The 18,955-nt window shown below is 51.1% G+C and carries 17 protein-coding genes and 2 pseudogenes; 4 read left to right on the top strand and 15 right to left on the bottom strand.

The genetic code is table 11. The annotated features are described in order from the left end of the window. Window positions 1-88: 88 nt before the first annotated feature. The 4 genes from EDM55_RS15105 to EDM55_RS15090 all read right to left on the bottom strand — a co-directional run bounded on the left by EDM55_RS15105 (window position 89) and on the right by EDM55_RS15090 (window position 3,820). On the bottom strand, window positions 89-988 hold the full coding sequence (locus EDM55_RS15105) for a DMT family transporter (protein WP_122960658.1): 900 nt from the start codon (window positions 986-988) through the stop codon (window positions 89-91). A 135-nt stretch (window positions 989-1,123) separates the two neighbouring features. After that, window positions 1,124-2,389, bottom strand: a complete 1,266-nt coding sequence (locus EDM55_RS15100) for an MFS transporter (RefSeq protein WP_122960657.1) — start codon at window positions 2,387-2,389, stop codon at window positions 1,124-1,126. Window positions 2,390-2,392: 3 nt separating this feature from the next. Then, window positions 2,393-2,875: a cyclic pyranopterin monophosphate synthase MoaC gene (gene moaC, locus EDM55_RS15095; RefSeq protein ID WP_092268950.1), complete on the bottom strand. Its 483-nt coding sequence runs from the start codon at window positions 2,873-2,875 to the stop codon at window positions 2,393-2,395. A 141-nt stretch (window positions 2,876-3,016) separates the two neighbouring features. Next, entirely contained in the window at window positions 3,017-3,820 is an 804-nt protein-coding gene (locus EDM55_RS15090; protein WP_122960656.1) for a hypothetical protein, read from the bottom strand. Window positions 3,821-4,030: 210 nt separating this feature from the next. Here EDM55_RS15090 and EDM55_RS15085 point away from each other — a divergent pair, with 210 nt between their 5' ends. Then, window positions 4,031-4,735 carry a molybdenum cofactor biosynthesis protein gene (locus EDM55_RS15085; protein WP_122960655.1) on the top strand — a complete coding sequence of 235 codons (705 nt, stop codon included), beginning with the start codon at window positions 4,031-4,033 and terminating at the stop codon, window positions 4,733-4,735. A gap of 4 nt (window positions 4,736-4,739) precedes the next feature. Continuing rightward, on the top strand, window positions 4,740-5,765 hold the full coding sequence (locus tag EDM55_RS15080) for a ThiF family adenylyltransferase (protein ID WP_122960654.1): 1,026 nt from the start codon (window positions 4,740-4,742) through the stop codon (window positions 5,763-5,765). 178 nt (window positions 5,766-5,943) lie between these two features. Here EDM55_RS15080 and EDM55_RS15075 read toward each other — a convergent pair whose 3' ends face one another. From EDM55_RS15075 to EDM55_RS15060, 4 genes and pseudogenes are all read right to left on the bottom strand, one after another. After that, window positions 5,944-7,011 (bottom strand): sensor histidine kinase, encoded by a 1,068-nt coding sequence (locus EDM55_RS15075; protein WP_122960653.1) that lies wholly within the window; start codon window positions 7,009-7,011, stop codon window positions 5,944-5,946. Then, entirely contained in the window at window positions 7,008-7,682 is a 675-nt protein-coding gene (locus EDM55_RS15070; protein ID WP_092268749.1) for a response regulator transcription factor, read from the bottom strand. Before EDM55_RS15070 ends, EDM55_RS15075 begins: the two co-directional genes overlap by 4 nt. Window positions 7,683-7,686: 4 nt before the next feature. Continuing rightward, window positions 7,687-9,428, bottom strand: a pseudogene (locus EDM55_RS15065) (ABC transporter ATP-binding protein). A 28-nt stretch (window positions 9,429-9,456) separates the two neighbouring features. Then, window positions 9,457-10,110: an MFS transporter gene (locus EDM55_RS15060; RefSeq protein WP_170184408.1), complete on the bottom strand. Its 654-nt coding sequence runs from the start codon at window positions 10,108-10,110 to the stop codon at window positions 9,457-9,459. 417 nt (window positions 10,111-10,527) lie between these two features. On the opposite strand from EDM55_RS15060, the gene acnA reads away from it, so the two are divergent. Then, window positions 10,528-13,257 (top strand): aconitate hydratase AcnA, encoded by a 2,730-nt coding sequence (gene acnA / locus EDM55_RS15055; RefSeq protein ID WP_122960651.1) that lies wholly within the window; start codon window positions 10,528-10,530, stop codon window positions 13,255-13,257. Window positions 13,258-13,345: 88 nt separating this feature from the next. Here acnA and EDM55_RS15050 read toward each other — a convergent pair whose 3' ends face one another. After that, a complete protein-coding gene (locus EDM55_RS15050; protein ID WP_122960650.1) occupies window positions 13,346-14,269 on the bottom strand; it encodes a DMT family transporter in 924 nt (307 codons plus the stop codon). Window positions 14,270-14,423: 154 nt separating this feature from the next. On the opposite strand from EDM55_RS15050, the gene EDM55_RS15045 reads away from it, so the two are divergent. Continuing rightward, window positions 14,424-14,756 (top strand): DUF3892 domain-containing protein, encoded by a 333-nt coding sequence (locus EDM55_RS15045; RefSeq protein ID WP_092268741.1) that lies wholly within the window; start codon window positions 14,424-14,426, stop codon window positions 14,754-14,756. Window positions 14,757-14,819: 63 nt separating this feature from the next. On the opposite strand, the pseudogene EDM55_RS15040 reads toward EDM55_RS15045, so the two are convergent. The 6 genes and pseudogenes from EDM55_RS15040 to EDM55_RS15015 form a co-directional block, all read right to left on the bottom strand. Beyond that, window positions 14,820-15,582: pseudogene (locus EDM55_RS15040) on the bottom strand (class I SAM-dependent methyltransferase). A 6-nt stretch (window positions 15,583-15,588) separates the two neighbouring features. Beyond that, entirely contained in the window at window positions 15,589-15,915 is a 327-nt protein-coding gene (locus tag EDM55_RS15035; RefSeq protein ID WP_373863323.1) for an MBL fold metallo-hydrolase, read from the bottom strand. Next, entirely contained in the window at window positions 15,887-16,186 is a 300-nt protein-coding gene (locus EDM55_RS15030) for a CD3324 family protein (protein ID WP_246070985.1), read from the bottom strand. Before EDM55_RS15030 ends, EDM55_RS15035 begins: the two co-directional genes overlap by 29 nt. Window positions 16,187-16,357: 171 nt before the next feature. Then, window positions 16,358-17,416, bottom strand: a complete 1,059-nt coding sequence (locus EDM55_RS15025) for a response regulator (RefSeq protein ID WP_246070986.1) — start codon at window positions 17,414-17,416, stop codon at window positions 16,358-16,360. Window positions 17,417-17,699: 283 nt separating this feature from the next. Beyond that, a complete protein-coding gene (locus EDM55_RS15020; protein ID WP_092268733.1) occupies window positions 17,700-18,203 on the bottom strand; it encodes a DUF4188 domain-containing protein in 504 nt (167 codons plus the stop codon). Between the two features lie 7 nt (window positions 18,204-18,210). After that, window positions 18,211-18,834, bottom strand: a complete 624-nt coding sequence (locus tag EDM55_RS15015) for a TetR/AcrR family transcriptional regulator (protein ID WP_246070987.1) — start codon at window positions 18,832-18,834, stop codon at window positions 18,211-18,213. Window positions 18,835-18,955: the final 121 nt, after the last annotated feature.

Raw genomic sequence — 18,955 nt, 5'->3', positions numbered from 1 at the left:
TATTCACTTTGAAAAGCGAAGCAAGTTTCGACACCAAAAATGGTTAACAAAAAAGCAGGCTACCTCTTCCCTGTAGCCTGCTTCCCCACTAAACTTCCACGGTCATTTTCGTTTTCGGCTTCACCTTCCTGCCCGTCAAAAACACCCCGCCGACAATGAAGAGCATCCCGACAAGCAGATTCCACGTAATCTGTTCACCTAGCAGTGAATAGCCCCAGATAAACGCTGTGATCGGCACGAGGTACGTTACGAGTGACGCAATTTCTGGACCGCCTTTTTGCACCAGGTAGTAAAAGAGGATATACGCTACGCCAGAGCCAAACACGCCAAGCCCCAGCAAGGCCGCGACTGTCCCCCCCGAGCTAAACGCGGAGATAGGTAGCGACTCCGTTGCCAGCGAGACTCCACCTGCTCCGATCATCGAGGTGAGCAGTGTCCCGAACGTAATCTGGTACATCGATAGATTGCCGGGCAAACGCTTCGACAGCTGTCCTCCAAATGCGTAGCAGCAAGTAGCCGCGAGCATGCAAAGAAAACCGATCACATCCACGGACACCAAGGAAACCGGATTGACATCGAGCAAGACAATAATGCCACAAAAGGCGATGAGCATGCCGATCCAATGCATGCGATTGGATGCAAACTTGAAAAAGAGGATGCCTACCGCCAAGGTCCATATTGGAGTCGCCGCATTTAGCACCGGTGCCATCGTGCTCGTCAAACGAGTTTCACTGAAGGCAATCAGCGACCACGGGATCGCCGTATTGACCAAGGCCATGATGATCATCGGCCCCCAGGCAATTTGTTTGAAACCGATTGGCTTTTTCAAACACACCATGATCAAGATAATCGTCACCAGGCCGAGAGCAGAACGCAGGAAAGCAATCGTCGCGGGACCGAAATCATGCAGCAGGATCTTCATAAAGTAGAACGAACCACCCCAGATGAGACTGAGGATCGAGAGTACCAGAAATAACGACCGAGACAAGTGGATCCCTTCCTTCTGTTATTTAGGCTCTCGCTTTGCGCTCCTGCCTGTATTCTAACAAGCTATTGATTCTCCCGCTATCGAAGTATGCCTGTTACCAACAAACGAAAAGAAAGACGCACGAGGCGCCCTCCTTTATTTTTCTATGGTTGTCGCAACCATGCTGCGCTTGCTGCGTTTTTGAAACGAGCTGTGCAGAACAAAGAAAGCGACAGACATCAGTGAGAGTCCGGCCATAATGTAGAGCAAGCCCTGTGCCTCAAACGTCTGGAAAATGAAAGCCCCGAGCAGCGGTCCCAGCATCCGGCCAGCAGAGCCGGTACCCGATACCAGCCCCTGGATGAAGCCCTCCTGCCCTTCCGGTGTAAACTCGGCAGCCACGGTCGGAACAGCCGGCCAAACGAGCATTTCCCCAATCGTCATGACAAACATGGCGACGAAGAAGCCTGCATACGCCGTCGTTTGGGACAAAATCAGCATCGACAAGGCGAAAACGTAGGTTCCCAGCAGCATCTGTGCCTTGAGCGTCTTGGCAAAATGCCTGATAACCCATGAGATAAGCGGCTGTCCAAACAAAATCAAAGCTCCGTTAAGCGTCCACAGCAGGCTGTACTGTCGCAAGGTAATCCCCAGTGACTGCATGTAGGTAGAGAGTACCGTCGTCCACTGCACATACACGATCCAGCTGATCAAAAGCCCGGCGCATAACAGGATCAACGCGCCCCACACTACTTTTTTCGGGGAGGTGGAGATCTCCGCCTTCTGTTCGCTCTCTTTCATTACAGCAGAAGTAGCTGCTTGCTCAGCTGCTCCTGTCTGCCCCTCCGCGATCGCTTTCAAATGACGAGGTAAAATAAAGACAAACATGGCAAAAACAACGATTTGAGCGATAGCGTTTCCGAAGAAGGTCCAAGCAAACGACACGCTTGCCAAAACTCCTCCTAGGGCGGAACCAGCTGCGACGCCTGCATTGAGGGCAACGTAAATCATGTTGATGGCTTTTCGCCCCCCCTGCGGCCACATGACAACGGCCAGCGCATTCATCACAGGGGACAAGGTTCCGTAAAACAATCCGTTCAGAAGCAAAAGAATCGTATAGATGGTGAAATCAGTCGTGAAACCGAGACAGACCGATATGACGATGATCCCGATGGAGGACAGGATGATCGTCTTCATCTTCCCCCAGCGGTCAAAGAGCATACCGCCAGCCAGACTCCCCACCAAAAATGCCCCCTGGTTCAGCATCAGCAAAAAGCCGGCTACGGTCAGCGGCTTTCCTAAATAATCGTGTATATAGATGGTGACCAGAGGCCAGATACAAGCCATACCTGTAGAAAAAATGATGGCAGCTACCGCCAGAAGACGGATGCTGCTCGGATAGGAATTCCAAGTCTGTCTCATTTGTTAGTTCTCTCCCCGCCGGAAGTCCCCACTTTTGCCACCTGTTTTTAAAAGAAGGCTGGTCGGTCCGATGACCATGCCCTTGTCCATCGCCTTACACATGTCGTACACAGTCAGGGCAGCCGCACTTACTGCGGTCAAAGCTTCCATCTCCACCCCGGTTTTTCCGGTCGTTTTGACAGACGCTTCCATCTCGATGGTCTGGTCATCTGTAAACGTGAAGCGAATATCGATCCCAGTCAGCGGCAGCGGGTGGCACATCGGAATGATATCCCATGTTTTTTTGGCTGCCATGACGCCCGCCACCTGAGCCACAGCCAATACATCCCCCTTTTCTACACGCCCCTCGCGGATACGCGCCAATGTTTCCGGCTTCATCGTTATTTTGCTTTGCGCTACCGCTTCCCGTTTGGTGATATTTTTTTCCGAAACATCTACCATGCGGGCACGATTTTGCTCATTAAAATGAGTCAGCTGATCGCTCATATTCTTCCTCCAAAAATAAGCGAAAATCAGAACTTCTCCCGATTTTCGCCCCATTCGCTCAAAATACCTCTTACTCCTCTACCTTACTCTGGCTTCCGAATAAAAGCAATCACTATGTAAAGGGATACAAGGTCTAAATCTTTACCAACCGGAAAGCTCCGAGAGCAGAACGCCTTTTCTGGTGACAGGGCTATTCCTGCTAGTCTGAAAACCTTGCTTAGTTCGTATTTGCTGATCGTGAAAGGAAAAGGAAAAAATCCGCTCAAAGTCGGCTTGTAGGGCGAAATAGACAACCCCTTCTTCGGGAACGCATATGAGGGATAGCTGTGTGGGGAAATCTCCTCGCAGCTGTGCGGTCTCCTGCAAGACCGAGAAACCGTCTTCTACCCCAACTCTCCCTTGTGCCGACGCGAGCCGCTCGTTCGCTAGATGAAAACGCTCCACTCCATAAGAGCCGTCCGCTGCTCCCCCGCTGTCCTTTGCATCCATTAAAGAGAAGTTGGTTTGCACGACGAATTTTACATCCTCCGAATCGAGCTGAAGCGGCTTTCTCCCTGGCTCGACGATGCAGGCACGACTTTGCCCGTTTGCGATCAAGCTATGGACGCTGTGCCCTGGAACATTCACGATGGCATGGTCGCTTGCGAAAGCAGGTACATCCTCTAGGGCGAGCTTCTCACTTAGCACATCGTCAAAAAGCTTCATTATATGGACGCAATTCTTTCCGCGACGGTAAGCCCCTGCCGCGTTTTCTTCGACCATGTGCAAATTCATGAAAGTCCCGCTCTTGTTGATGCCCAATGCAGGAAAAAACGCGTCTTTCTCCTGCTGCATGACGAGAAGCTGACTGTCCTTTTGATAAACCAGTTTGATAGCCCGATCGGAAATGTCGAAATTCATCCCGATCAACGTGCGATCACCGTAGCTGACAAAGCTCGTACACATTTCTTCCCCAACCCTTCCCTAATTGTGTCTCCTCTCTTACCACTATAGCAAGCTGGAAATTATTTTCAATCATTCCGAAATCTACCCATCCGAAAATTCAGGCAAGTATATTCCCGAACCCCTCCGAAGATTGGCATCTTGTCCGTATTGTGATATCGTCAAGCCATAAAGAGTCTTTTATTTACTAACGGGAAATGAGGAATCGCCTTGATGACTGTTACGATCTTGCTGTTTGCCGGCCTTGCCGAGCGAGCCAACGAACGTGAAATCCAAATAACCCTTCCTGATCAAGCTACTGTTCGCGATCTACTGGATGCTGTCGCCACCCAGCATGCTGCACTCGCGCCGCTGCTTGTCAGTTGCTTTGTATCGGTCAACCAAGAATACGCTGCACCTGACAGAGTTCTTTTGCAAGAGGATGAAATTGCGCTGCTTCCTCCAGTAAGCGGCGGAGAAGACCCTCGCTTTGCGATTACCGAAGAGCCACTCTCTGCGGACAAGCTCGTGCAGCTCGTCAGCAATCCGCATGCCGGCGCCATCCTTACCTTTGTTGGCACAGTTCGTGAATTCACGAAAGGTCAGCGCACCGTGTACCTCTCCTATGAAGCATACGCACCGATGGCCGTCAAAAAAATGAAGCAGGTCGCAGCAGAAATCGAGGAACGCTGGCCCGGCACGCAAGTCGCGATGCAGCACCGCGTCGGAAATCTGCAGGTGGAGGAGATCGCCGTTGTCGTAGCGGTCGCCACTGCGCATCGCAACGAATCCTTTGAGGCTGGACGCTATGCCATCGAGCGCCTGAAGCAAATTGTTCCCATCTGGAAAAAGGAAATGTGGGAAGACGGCAGCGAGTGGAAAGGGCACCAGCAAGGTCCCTGGGATCCGATCTCGAAGTACGAAGAAGGGGGACAATAAGAACGTGGATACACGCTATTCCCGCCAGATCCTGTTTGCTCCGATCGGGCGCAGCGGACAGGATCAGCTCAGCCAAAGCCGCGTCGCCATCGTCGGGATGGGCGCACTTGGCACGGTGCTTTCCAATCACATGGTTCGCGCCGGAGTAGGCTTCGTCCGGCTCATTGACCGCGACTTTGTGGAGCCGAGCAATTTGCAGCGTCAAATGCTGTACGACGAATCCGATGCAGCTGAGCATTTGCCAAAAGCGATTGCTGCCCACGCCAAGCTGACACGCATCAACTCGGGAGTGACGATCGAGCCTGTCGTCGCCGATCTGACTGCCTACAATGCCGAGGAGCTGCTCGCAGATGTCGATCTCGTGCTTGATGCGACGGACAATTTTCAGGTTCGCTACCTCGTAAACGATGTGTGTGTAAAGCACAGCATACCTTGGGTGTACGGCGGAGCTGTTAGTGCGACAGGTACCTTTACCGCGATTCGTCCCGGTGAGACCCCTTGTCTGCGCTGCCTGTTTCCAGAAGCACCGAACCCTGGCGAAATGGCGACCTGCGATACGGCAGGCGTCATCGGTCCGATCATTCACATCGTCGCTTCTTATCAGGCGACCGAAGCTTTCAAGATCCTGGTCGGCGCGACTGATGCGCTCAATCCAAATCTGGAGCACTTCGAGATATGGCAAAACCGTCATCAGCAAATCAAGGTTGTAAACGGCCGCCGGGCAGACTGCCCTTGCTGTGGGCAGCGCGACTTCGCTTTCCTCCATCCGGAAACGCAGGATGGACAAGCCGTATCCTTATGCGGACGCGACACCGTCCAAATCTCTCCTGCCAGCAGCATGTCGCTTGATCTGGACGCGCTGGCTGTAAGACTCGCACCGCTTGGCCAAGTGGAGCGCAACAAGTTTTTGCTGCGCTTCCACGCAGAGCCGCACACGCTGGTGGTCTTCCCTGATGGACGGGTACTGGTGCAAAGCACAGATGACATTACCCAGGCACGAACCCTTCACGCCAAATACATCGGTGCCTAAAGCTCCGAGCCAATAAGAAAACCTCTATTGTGGCCAGCTCAAGGAAGAGCGACCGCGTTTTAGCGGAAAATTTTCATGCGCTCCGGAATTCATAAGCCTAAAGCTTATAAATTCCTATACGTTCAAACAGGGCGATCGCAAACGTCTTTTCTTGACGTCGCGACCGCCCTTTTCTATCCTATAAATTTGCTCCGGGTACTGCTGGCAAGCTCACGATGAATGTCGTTCCCGCCCCCAGCTCGCTTTGGACCGTGATCGTCCCTTGATGCAGGTCGATAATTTTTTTCACGATGGACAGCCCCAATCCACTTCCTCCACTTGTGCGATTGCGGGATTTGTCCGCCTTGAAAAATCGCTCGAACACGCGTCCCTGATCCTCTTTGGCGATACCGATCCCCGTATCCGTCACGCGCACGAGCACCTCTTCCCCCGCTTCCCGCAGCTGAATCTGCAGCTTGCCCCCACTCGGAGTAAACTTGATGCTGTTGTTGATCAGATTATTCCATACCTGGCTCAGCATCTCTTCATCCGCTACGATTTCCACCTTGTCCAGGATAATGTCCAGCTCCAGCTCCTTTTCCAGCCATTGCGGCTCACACGCCAGAATGATTCTGCGCAGCTGCTGATCCAGACTGTACCTTTTCCGCTCGACCGGATGATGCTTGCCCTCCAGGGAGGTGAGCTTGAGCAAATTCTCACTGATTTTGGACAAACGCGCGCTCTCCGTCTCGATAATCTGCAGGTAATGCTGCCGCTCCTCATACGTGAGCCTTTCATTTTGCAAGGCTCTGGCAAATCCTCTGATGGATGTCAAAGGGGACTGTATTTCGTGAGACACATTCGAGATAAATTCCTGGCGTAGCTGCTCCATTTCGTTTAGCTGCTCTGCCATATGATTGATCCCGTCCACCAGCTCTCCCCACATATGATCTATTTTCACATCGAGATTGACGCTGAAATCCCCTTTGGCGATTCTGCGCAGGGCGTCGATAACCATTTGAAACAGCTCCCGATGACGCCGGGGAAACAGCTTGGAGATCAGAAACATCGCGAGCAGGAAAAGGAAAAAGCCGAGAATGCCGCTCGTTACGCCGATCGTAAAATCAGAAGCCTGCGGCCACCATTTTGGAAAAAGGGAACGACTGATGGCATAACCCGCTGACCAGCATGCGATGAGAATAACCGGAAAGGTGATCGAAGCTACGACCTTGAAAACAACGTCCTTTTTTATCACAGGTCCACTCATGTACTTACCTCCAGACGATAGCCGAGTCCGCGAATCGTCCGGATGAGAATGCCGTAGCTCTCCGTCGGAAACCGCTCCCGCAGGCGATTGATATGCACATCTACCGTTCGCTCGTTTCCTTCAAAGTCATAGCCCCAAATCTGTTCGATCAGCTGTTCTCTGGAGAGCGTTTTGCCGGAATAGCTGGCTAGCATAAACAATAGCTCAAACTCTTTCAAGGGAATCGTCAGAAGCTTGTCGCCCTGCATCACCTCATAGGTCTGGCGGTTCAACTGCAAGCCACCTACCTGCACAATATGGGAGCTCGCGATGCGGTATCGCTTCAATAACGCTTTGACTCGAACAACGAGCTCGGCTGGCTCGAACGGTTTGACGAGGTAATCATCTGTTCCCAGCTCGAAGCCTTTGATCTTTTGCGCTGTTTCTCCCTTTGCGGTCAGCATGAGCAACGGAATGTCGTAAAGGCTCCTCAGCTCCCGGCAAAGCTCCCAGCCATCCATATTCGGCATCATAATATCGAGGATGACCAGATCGGCTGGCGTGTCCTCCAGCTTGGACAAAGCTTCCCTTCCATCTGCCGCCTGCATCATATCGAAGCCCTCCCGCTCCAAAAAGACGCTGACCAACTCCCGGATATGCGGATCATCATCTACCACCATCAATCTGGTCATCTACTTACACCCTTTCTTTCACGCGCAGCTGCTGCGTGGCGAATTCCCGATACAGCGCATGGGTTTCATACAGCTCGGCGTGCCGCCCTCTGCCTGTAATCTTTCCTTTTTCCAAAAACAGGATCTGATCCGCATCGACGACGGTTGATAGCCGGTGGGCGATGACCAGTGTCGTGCGTCCCTTCATTAAATTAGTAAGCGCCTGCTGTACGACCAGCTCCGATTTGCTGTCCAAACTGGAGGTCGCTTCATCCAGCATGAGGATTTGCGGGTCACGGAGCAGGGCACGTGCGATCCCGATCCGCTGCCTTTGCCCCCCAGAGAGCTTGACGCCGCGCTCTCCTACCTGAGTTTCGTAGCCGTCCGGAAGCTCCTCGATAAACTGGTCGGCATACGCCATCGCAGCGGCTTGCCTCAGCTCGTCGTCACTGATTTCTCTATCCAGCCCGTAGCAGATGTTTTCCCGGATCGTCCCGGCGATGAGCGGACTTTCCTGCGATACATACCCGATCTTGCTGCGCCAGGAAGCGAGGGTAAAGCCTTGAATCTGTTCCTCTCCCAATCGGATGCTCCCGCTATTCGGTTGATAATAGCGCTCGAGCAGGGAAAACATCGTCGTCTTCCCGCTGCCGCTCGGTCCGACAATCGCAGTAACTTTGCCTGGATCAATCGTAAAGCTCACTTTCTCCAAGATGGTTTCGCCACTATCGTAGGCAAAGCCCACGTTTTCCACATAGATAGGCTGATTGGCGCTTTTCAGCTCACGCCCTGATACATGGTCTTCCTCTTTTGCGTCCAGCGTCTCGATAATTCGCTCGGTCGCACCTATCGCTTTTTGCAGCTGAGTGAAAAACTGGGTGAACTGCCCCATCGGCATCACGATCTGGACGAGATACAAGATAAAGGCGACCAGCTCCCCTGCCGTCAAAGCCCCAGTCGCTACGCGCATTCCACCATAGCCCATAACGACGACCAGAAGCACCATCAGGACAAAGGAAATCAGCGGTCCGATTTCAGCCCGTAGCGGAACAGATTGTCGATCCCCTTTTTTCCACTTTGGTACTCATGCGGCTCTGCATTCGACGACTTCACCAGACGAACCTCGGAAAGCACCTGATTCATGACGGTTGTAAAGCTGGCTGTCTCATCCTGCAGCCCTTTGGAGATCTTGTACATCTGCCGCCCCAGTGGCATCAAAATAAAGAAGGCGAACGGAACTGCTATCAGCATCACCAATGTCATTTGCCAGTCCAGGTACAGCAGTGTTGCGATCGAACCGACAATCGCAATGATACCGGTAAAGAAGTTGGACAAATGCTCCGTAATCAAACCTTTGACAACACCCGTATCGTTGGTCATCCGGCTGATCGTGTCTCCTGTCCGATGGTTATCGTAATAGGAGACAGGCAGTACCAGCAGCTTTTTCCACAGACGCTCACGCAGGGATGCCACGATGCTTTGGCCGACATGATTGAGCAAATAGATCGAGACTCCCCCAGCGATGGCTTGTGCCACAAAAGCAATCGCCAGAATAACAATTTGGCCAGGACTTATCGATGAAAGGGTAAAGCTGTCCACGAGGTCTTTCGTGAAAAGAGGAATGACCAGGCTCACCAATGTAGTGGCGACACTCAAAAATAGGGCAATTCCGACTTTCCACTTAGACGGCTTTGTTTCTTTTATTAAATGAAAGAACGAGCGCCAATTGGCCTTTGTTCCTTCTGCTGGATTCAAAGTAGTTTTCATTGCAATGATCTCCTTGCCTGTAAAGATTTTAGTTCTGACGAATAACCAGTTGCGCTTTCCCCAGAAAAAGGGCCCGCCAGCAACGCCATGATGACAAAAAAAGACCGAGTGTAAAGACTTCTTCGATCTCGATTCCAAGGAAGTGGTCAGGCTGAACATACATCAGGAGCCCCATCAAGCTAACTCCGATGGTACTGCCCATTGAGCGTACAAACCCGAAAAGGGAAGGGAAAGAACCCGAGTGTTGCTCGCTTACGGCGCTCTGCATAGCCGTTTTCAAAACCGGCATGAGCTGGCCCGTTCCCAGTCCTGATACTATCATATACGTTGCAACCGACAGTAAAGTTGTTTGCGTGTCGATCATCAGCAGACCGAAGCCGACTCCTATGATCAACAGGCTGGTCAAGACCATTTGGCGGTAAGTAAAACAGCTCATCAGGCGCCTGCTCACCACATTGCCCACAAAATAGAAGAGCATGTACGGGATGACCATGGCTCCTGCAAGTGCTGAGCTGACACCTTGTACTTCGTGCAAAAAGAATGGAACGAATGGGATGGCGCCGAACATGCCCGCGCTGACGAAAAAGGAAACCACACTTGCGCTCGAAACAAGCCGATGGCGAAACAGAGCAAGAGGAAGGATCGGACCTAAGCTAGCAAGATTGCGATGACCGATCCGCAAAGCGTGATGGCTCCCGGCCAATCGATTATCAGCTTGTGTTTGATCCGATTTTCACGGTGTCCAATTGCCAATAAGCAAACCGCTGAGACTCCAAAGGGCAGATTGACGAAAAAGAGCTTGTTTTTCGATTTCCACCTTTCCCTCTCCTTCCCCCAACGGATCACCTGGTGCCGCTACTCCCTTGCAAAAGAAACATTAATGGATGAATGTAAACGGAATATAAACGGGATAATACGATAGGCTAGGTTCCCTATTTGAGATCGGTGCCTATTTTTTCTCCCATGATTTTTGTATATAAATGATGAATTTGGGGTAGATGGCAAGAAATAAATCGAGTATAATAGGTTCGTAATGAAGGAAACGAAACTGCGTTTCACCTGATGAAACCCCAAGAATTCTTTAGGGAGGTTGTATACATTGGCTAACAAAGATGCTTACAAAGTAAAATCTTCCCTGCAAGTAGGCGACAAGTCTTTCGCGTACTATCGCCTGCAAGGGTTGGAAGAACAAGGCGTTGGAGAAGTTTCCAAGCTGCCGTTCTCCATTAAAGTTCTGCTCGAGGCTGCTGTACGTCAGTTCGATGGCCGCGCTATCACTAAAGAACACGTACAACAACTGGCGACCTGGACAAAAGGACGCGACGAAAACCAAGAAGTACCACTCATGCCTGCACGTATCGTACTGCAAGACTTCACCGGTGTTCCTGCCGTTGTAGACTTGGCTGCTATGCGTATCGCGATGAAGCGCGCTGGTGGAGATCCAAAACGAATCAACCCGTTGGTTCCAGTTGACCTGGTTATCGACCACTCCGTCATGGTTGACGATTTCGGTAACGCATCTGCTCTGGAAAACAACATGAAGCTGGAATTCGAACGCAACCAAGAGCGCTACCGCTTCCTGCGTTGGGCACAAACTGCGTTTGACAACTTCCGTGCGGTTCCTCCAGCAACTGGTATCGTTCACCAAGTAAACCTGGAGTACCTGGCAACGGTTATCGCTACTCGTGAAGTAGATGGCGAACTGGTAGCTTTCCCTGACTCTCTCGTAGGTACTGACTCCCACACCACTATGATCAACGGTCTTGGTGTTCTTGGCTGGGGCGTTGGCGGTATCGAGGCAGAAGCAGGAATGCTCGGCCAACCTCTGTATTTCGTAACACCAGAAGTCGTTGGTTTCAAACTGACTGGTACCCTGAGTGCTGGTGCAACTGCAACTGACCTGGCTCTGACTGTTACCCAAATGCTGCGTAAAAAAGGCGTTGTAGGGAAATTCGTAGAGTTCTACGGACCTGGCCTGTCCAACATCTCGCTGGCTGACCGTGCGACTGTAGCGAACATGGCTCCTGAATACGGCGCTACGATGGGCTTCTTCCCAGTAGACTCCGAAACGCTCAACTATATGCGTCAAACAGGCCGCGAAGAAGATTTGATCTCTCTGGTGGAAACTTACACCAAAGCACAAGGTCTCTTCCGTACCGACGACACTGTCGACCCAGTATTCTCCGAAACATTGGAACTGGATCTGTCCACTGTAGTACCGAGCCTCGCTGGTCCAAAACGTCCACAAGACCGCGTAGAGTTGACTGCTATGAAGGAATCCTTCAACAGCAGCTTGCGTACGCCGATCGACAAAGGCGGCTTTGGTCTCTCCGATGAGAAAATTGCAGCTTCCGCACCAGTTGTTTATGCAAATGGCGAGAAAGCTACATTGAAAACAGGTGCGGTAGTAATCGCAGCGATCACTTCCTGTACCAATACTTCTAACCCAAGTGTAATGCTCGGCGCAGGTATCCTGGCGAAAAAAGCTGTGGAAAAAGGTCTGACCAAACCAGCTTACGTGAAGAGCTCCCTGGCTCCAGGTTCCCGTGTTGTTACACAATACCTGAAAGACGCTGGCCTGATCGATTCCCTCGACGCTATCGGCTTCAACGTCGTAGGTTATGGCTGCACCACTTGCATTGGTAACTCCGGTCCATTGCCAGAGGAAACCAGCAAAGCAATCGCTGATGAAGATCTGACTGTAGCCGCTGTTCTGTCCGGTAACCGTAACTTCGAAGGACGTATCCATGCACAGGTAAAAGCGAACTATCTCGCTTCGCCTCCACTCGTTATTGCATACGCACTGGCGGGTACTGTGGATATCGACCTGACTACCGAACCAATCGGTACTGGCAAAGACGGAGAGCCAGTATTCCTGAAAGACATCTGGCCATCTCCTCAAGAGATCGCAGCAGCTATGGACAAAGCGATGAATCCTGCTCTGTTCCGTGCTGAGTACGGTCAAGTGTTTACACAAAACGAAGCTTGGAACCAAATCGACGTTCCAACTGGCGATCTGTACGAGTGGGATGAAAAATCCACGTACATCCAAGAACCGCCATTCTTCAAAAACCTGGCTGGCGAAATCGCAGCGATCGCAGACATCAAAGCAGCGAAAACCATCGCTCTGTTCGGTGACTCTGTGACAACTGACCACATCTCCCCAGCAGGTAACATCTCGCCAACCAGCCCTGCAGGTCTCTATCTGCAAGCGAACGGCGTAGAACGCAAAGACTTCAACTCCTACGGTGCTCGCCGTGGTAGCCATGACGTAATGATGCGCGGTACTTTCGCGAACATTCGTATCCGCAACCAAGTGGCTCCTGGAACTGAAGGTGGCGTAACCAAATACCTGCCAACTGACGAAGTAATGTCCATCTACGATGCTTCCATGAAGTATCAAGCAGACGGTACTCCACTCGTTGTACTGGCTGGTAAAGAGTACGGTACTGGTTCTTCCCGTGACTGGGCAGCAAAAGGTACATTCCTCTTGGGCATCAAAGCGGTTATTGCTGAGAGCTTCGAGCGTATCCACCGTGCAAACCTGGTAGGTATGGGCGTACTCCCTCTGCAATTCGTAGACGGCCAAAGCTGGAAAACACTGAACATCGACGGAACAGAATCCTTCAGCATTGTAGGTCTGTCCGATGACGTTCAACCAGGCCAACGCGTAAAAGTACAGGCTTCCCGTAATGACGGCAGCAGCTTCGAATTCGAAGTACTGGTTCGTCTGGACTCCATGGTAGACGTAGACTACTATCGCAACGGTGGTATCCTGCAAACTGTACTGCGTCAGTTGCTGGATGAAGGCAAACCAGTTAACGCATAAGATCGTTATCAAATAAGTTCGTAACAGCACCCACCCATAAAAAAGGCAGCCATCGTTTCGACGATGCGCTGCCTTTTTGCTTGTCTGTTTATCTATCCATCACTTCGGCGGACGATTTTGCCTGTCTGCGTTTCCAGCGCTGATCGATCAAACCGGAAGCAAACGTAACCCCGATAAAGACGAGCAGTCCTCCCCACACTTGTGACTGCGAGATCCGCTCCCCCAATGCCACGCTGATCATCGCGGTGAAGACCGGGATCAGGTTTAAGGTGATGCCTGCCTGGCTCGCTCCTACGGCTCGTACCGATACGTTCCAGAACACAAAGGAACAAATGGACGGAAACAAAACAATGTAAGCAATACCGGTGAAAGCTAGCGGGCTCAATGCGCTAAAGTCGACCCCCTCTGCGATGGCAAAAGGAAGCATCATGACAACAGCTAACGCGGTTGAAGCTGCTGTGGCCGTAATCGGCGATACCCCCTTTACCTTCTTCCCTATGATGGAATACAGGGTCCATACCAGTACACAGCACAGGACGAGCAAGTCTCCCTGATTGTAGTCCGTTTGAAAGACGCGCAAAACATGCCCTTGCGTCAAGATGACGAGCACCCCGAATAGCGAGAGGATAAACCCGGTGGCCTGGATGCGCGATACTTTTTCACGCAAGAAAAACACCGAAAACAGCACGATGACCACAGGATTTAAAGCCGTTACCAAAGCCGCATTTGTCGCGGAAGTATGCTCGAGCGACGAATACAGCAGTACATTAAATCCGATCACCCCGAACAGCCCCATCAAGGTTAAGGGCAGCCATGCCTTTGCGACCTGTCTCCAATCCGGTTTCTCCAAAACAATCGCCAGCGGAATCAAAACGACAAGGGCCAGGACCCACCTCGCGAAAGTCAGCCACAAGGGCGTCATTTCGGTCACGACGAATTTGCCGAATATGTAGTTGCCTGCCCAGAACAAATTGCAAAATACCAACAGCCACCAAGCCCGTTTTCCCTCCAATGCTTCCACTCCTCGTTTGTAGACAAACTCTTTTTCTGTACTTGTACTTACCAGTATCCTCGTTATCTCCTATTATTTCAATATTGAAACTTCCAATTGCGCGCATGGCTGCTGCCATTCCTAGACACCCTTATCCATAGAGGAGGAATCTGACATGAACCCAACTAATGAAAAAGACTTTGCCCAAATTTATGCCCAGTACAAAGCAAATGGCGAACAGCAAGCCATCGAAGAAAATGGCGGTATGAACAACCAAACCATCGATGGCAAAGAACAGATCGTTGCCGTACGCAAAAATGATGACGGCGATCTCATCGCCTTTAAGACAGACTCGGGCAGAGAGCTGGATTACATCACTGCCTTGACCGAAGCCAAAGCAGGAAAGCTCGCCCATGTCGACGTCTTTCACAAGTACGGTCGGGATATTTTGCGCAGCGAGCCTGACGGGATCAAGGAAAACAATCTGGACAACCTGCCCGGCTTTTAGGCTGCCCTGCTGAAAAACGAAAGAGGCCATCCGTATCGAAGCTCTCGGATGACCTCTCCTTTTTTATATCTGCCTGTCATCCAGCGCATTAGCCTTTACTGCCTTCATGATCAGGAACATGGGTCTGCGCAGCTCATCTCGCATCCCGTCTACTTCATCGAGCATTTCGGCAGAAGGCATTGGCTCTTGCACGGCTTTGATCGTGAATCCATTACCGATCAAGTCATTCATATAGGTCGAGACGGTTCGGTGGTACTTGATCACATTCTCGGCCAGGAAGGAGGTACAGCGGCTCCCCTCCATTTGATAATGATCGACTGGCCAATACAGGCGTTTGCCTTGGTCGTCTATGATCCAATCTTGTTCTTCGCGGGCGGTAAAGATCGGATGCTCGACAGATAGCAGGAAAGTACCTCCAGGCTTGAGGCATGCATGTACTTTGCTGCAAAGCTCGCCGAAGTCTTGCACGTAATGGATCGCAAGCGAACTGATTACGACGTCAAACTGGTCAGAAGGAAAAGCGATGTCCTCAATTGGCATCCGGATATAGGTAACAGCGAGGTCATCCTCGGTCATCTCCCGTGCTTTCTTCAGCATCTTCTCCGAGAGATCCACTCCTACTACCGAGCTTGCCCCCGCTTCCCGTGCATAACGACAGTGCCAGCCAAAGCCACATCCCAGATCAAGTACATGCTTATCCTGCAATTCGGGCAGCAGCGCCTTGAATACATGCCATTCTCCTGCCCCCCTCCAAGCCTTTTTGGGACCGCGTCATTTGCTGATAGGCTGAAAAAAATTCGGTCTCATCGTATTTGTTTTGATTCACCACTGCTCACCTCTTCTTGTAGGCTTGAATGAGTTCATGCAGAGCTTCTCTCCCGTTTCCCGAAAACAGCCCTCCGTGGTAACAGACGATCTGCTCAAAGTCATAATCCAGCAAGCGGTGAAGCGAGCCAATGGCTGCATCCAGATCCAAGGAATACTGCGGATTGGCGATAGCGAGCTTTCCATCCTTGATCACTACCGCATCACCGGTGATCAGCGTTTTGGTGCCAGCTAGATACAGGGACAGATGGCCTGGCATGTGTCCCGGGGTATGAATGACTTCTATTCCACCGCACCAGGGCAGCTTATCTCCATGTGTGACCTTCTGATCCACTTCCACAGTCTCCATGGATTGCAAGAAGCGGATAGAATGGCTCCGTTAAGTGATACTGGAGTGCGAGTTCCTTCACAGAAGCACCTGACCGATACGCCGAGATGATCGACTCATTGCGCTTGCGCAACAGATGCTTGGATTCCGTGCGCGTCCCCCACCGCTTCTTGTGTCCCTCGCGAACGGGGATGTACAAATAGCTGCCTTGCGTATATTCCTGAATGCTGCGCAGAAGCTCTGCCGGCAGCATTTTATTTGCATTGACGTATTTCATTTCACTTTGCTCCCATCTATATCACGGTTTTTCGTATATAGAGAAGCAAAGAGTTCCGACTTGCAGTTATAGAGTAGGCTCTAAACAAAGATTTTGAGGAACTCTTTGCTTAGAGCCACATCCGGCAACGCGGACAAAGGAGTATTTCATACGAGTCACCTCCCACTTGCCTTAATTCCCTTCGATTTCGCCCCGATAGACGTGCTTCCGCTTCTGAAGCCATTCCGTTACGTCCGGGCGCGGGTCCATATCAAAGTCTTCCTTAAGCATATTTCTCAGCTGGTTGTACTGTAAGGTAACAGCCTCCCTGTCTCCCACCGTATCGTACTGCTGCATGAGTGTGAAATGCAACTCCTCCAAATGCGGCAAAAACCGCAGCAAGCGCAGGTACAAGGCAATCGCTTTCGGATACTCCCTTTCGCCCACCAGGTAGCGGCCCACCTGCATCGCATGATCATACCAGTCTTCCAGCAGAAGCTGGCGCTCACTTTCTGCCCATAAATAGTCGTACTCCGCGAAGTAATCTCCGCGGTACTGCTCAATCAGCTCCATATGCTTACTCAGACTGTCCTCCGAGATCGGCGGCAGACTTCGCAGCTGGCTCTCCCATTCTTCCACATCGAGGCTGATTCCGCCCATCTCTAGCAAGTATCCATCCTCAAGGTTGGTGATTTTCAAGCCGTTGCCCAGCCGCTCCAGTGTCTTCCGGATTTGATACACCGTTGTATACAGCAGCGAGTAGCCTTTCTTCCATTCCATATCCGTCCAAAAAAGCTCCAGCAGGTAATCTTTTCGGACGGGCTTTCCCCGGCGATGGATCAGAAAAGCAAACAGCTCCTGCGCCTTTGCGGTTCGCCAGCGGATGGTCTGAAGCCCGGATACCTCGATTTGCAAGGATTGGAAACAGTGAATTTTTGCCTGAGGTGAGCTCTCCCGTTTCTCCTCGGCCATCCATTCCTTTTCTTTTTGCAGCCGCTTCAAGGTTTTCTGTAAACGTTCACGCTGTACCGGCTTCAAAACGTAATCCAGGGCATCCAGTTCAAATGCTTTCACTGCATATTCCTGATACGCGGTTACGAAAACAATATCGGTATCAGGCAAAAGAAGTGAAATCTCCTCTGCCGTCTCTATCCCGTCCCGCTCCGGCATTTCAACATCCAGAAACACGACATCAGGACGCAGGCTTTGTATATCGTGAAGTGCCTTGACAGAATCTTGATACCTTCCCACGATCTATTCCTTCTATGCCATCCAGTATTTTCTCCATATACTGGATCGCCAACCGTTCATCATCGATCAGTACAACTCTCAGCTTTCTCCCCCCAGTCCCTTCCCAAGCCGCTTCTCTCTCTCTGCTGCTTTTCTTTCCCAAAAGTTCTCCCCATACGTATCAGAGCGATCTGCACATAGAGAAAGAACCGCTATTCGCGGCTCTTTCCCGGTATTTCATGTATTCGCTTTCGAGCTAGAATATCCTTCCAGCGCCAGGGAAACTACGTACCGCTTTCTCAGCTTATTGTGGAGGAGTGGGAACTGCGGGGTCGTTTTGTCCTCCTAAACGTCGCCTGGCCGTTTCCCGCATTCCGACTGCTGGCAGATGCTCGCCTGCTTTTGCCAGACCCCATACAGGCATGTTTCCATAAAGACACTCATATTTCCCCGCTTCCACGAGGTACGTCTCGTGAAAGATCCCAACCGTCCCATCTGACCCGATCGACTGGTTGAACTTCTTCCATGCCGTTAAATGATTGTGGCTGCCTCTCGCATACTTTTCGAGATGCTCATAGGAGCGCCAATACTGAATCTGCGTCACTTCACGCATATTCATATGGGATGAATTCCCCAAAAAGCCGAGCTCCGGGTGCTCATACAGCTCTTTAAGCATGCCACCCATGGCTGTCGCAACAGGAACCCACTTATGAAAGGCCCATAAGCGGTTTACCCGCATGCCGATGATGAACACGACAAAAGGGCCTTCTATACGGGCCGTAAATCTTCCAGGGACTACTTTTGCCATCGGGCACCTACCTCCTCAGTAATTTGAGGTGCATATCGTAATACGCCATATAATCGGTGGAACGAAACAAATGCGCGGATAAAAAGGCGCCGTAGAAGATCGAGAACAGAAGCTCCACTGCTTCTTCGGCCGTTACTTGATCCACGAGCTCTTTCTCTTCCTTGATCTCTTTCACACAGCGTTTGAAAATTTGATCGAGCGTTACCTCTTCAACTCCATGGGTATCTCTTTCTGGAAATAACAGTGACAGCTCTGCTTCCGTCAGCTTCGGCACCCACGGATGCATTTTTTGCTCAGACAAAAAGCTGATTAGACTCAGCATAATCCCGGGTTGTTCCCTAGCATCCTCTGCCACTTTTCCGTAAATATGACGAACTCCCTCCCACCCCCGCTTACCGGCATCGACGAGCTCCAAAAAGCATTGCGCCTGCCAGACACTCATGAAAAAGATGAGCACATCTTCTTTTTGCGGGAAAAACTTGAAAAAAGTTACTTTGGAGACGTCCACCTGCTGACAGATTTCCTCTACAGGCACCTGCCGAAAGGAACGCTCCCCGATCAGATTCAGACTGGCATGCAGCAATGCGAGCTTGGTCTTCGCCTTTTTCTTTTCACGCAACGATAGTTTCATGATGATCTCCTATATCCCTTTCGATATCTACATAATAATCAATAAATTAACTTGAGTAAAGTTTTTTATTCGAGTAAGTGATTGTTCTTTCTGGATTTTCTTCTTTCGGGTAGCCATCCGC

It is taken from the genome of Brevibacillus centrosporus (genome assembly GCF_003710815.1).
Taxonomy (GTDB): Bacteria; Bacillota; Bacilli; order Brevibacillales; family Brevibacillaceae; genus Brevibacillus; species Brevibacillus centrosporus.
Note: the sequence above shows the minus strand (reverse complement) of the source record. Positions and strands in the feature narration are given on the sequence as shown.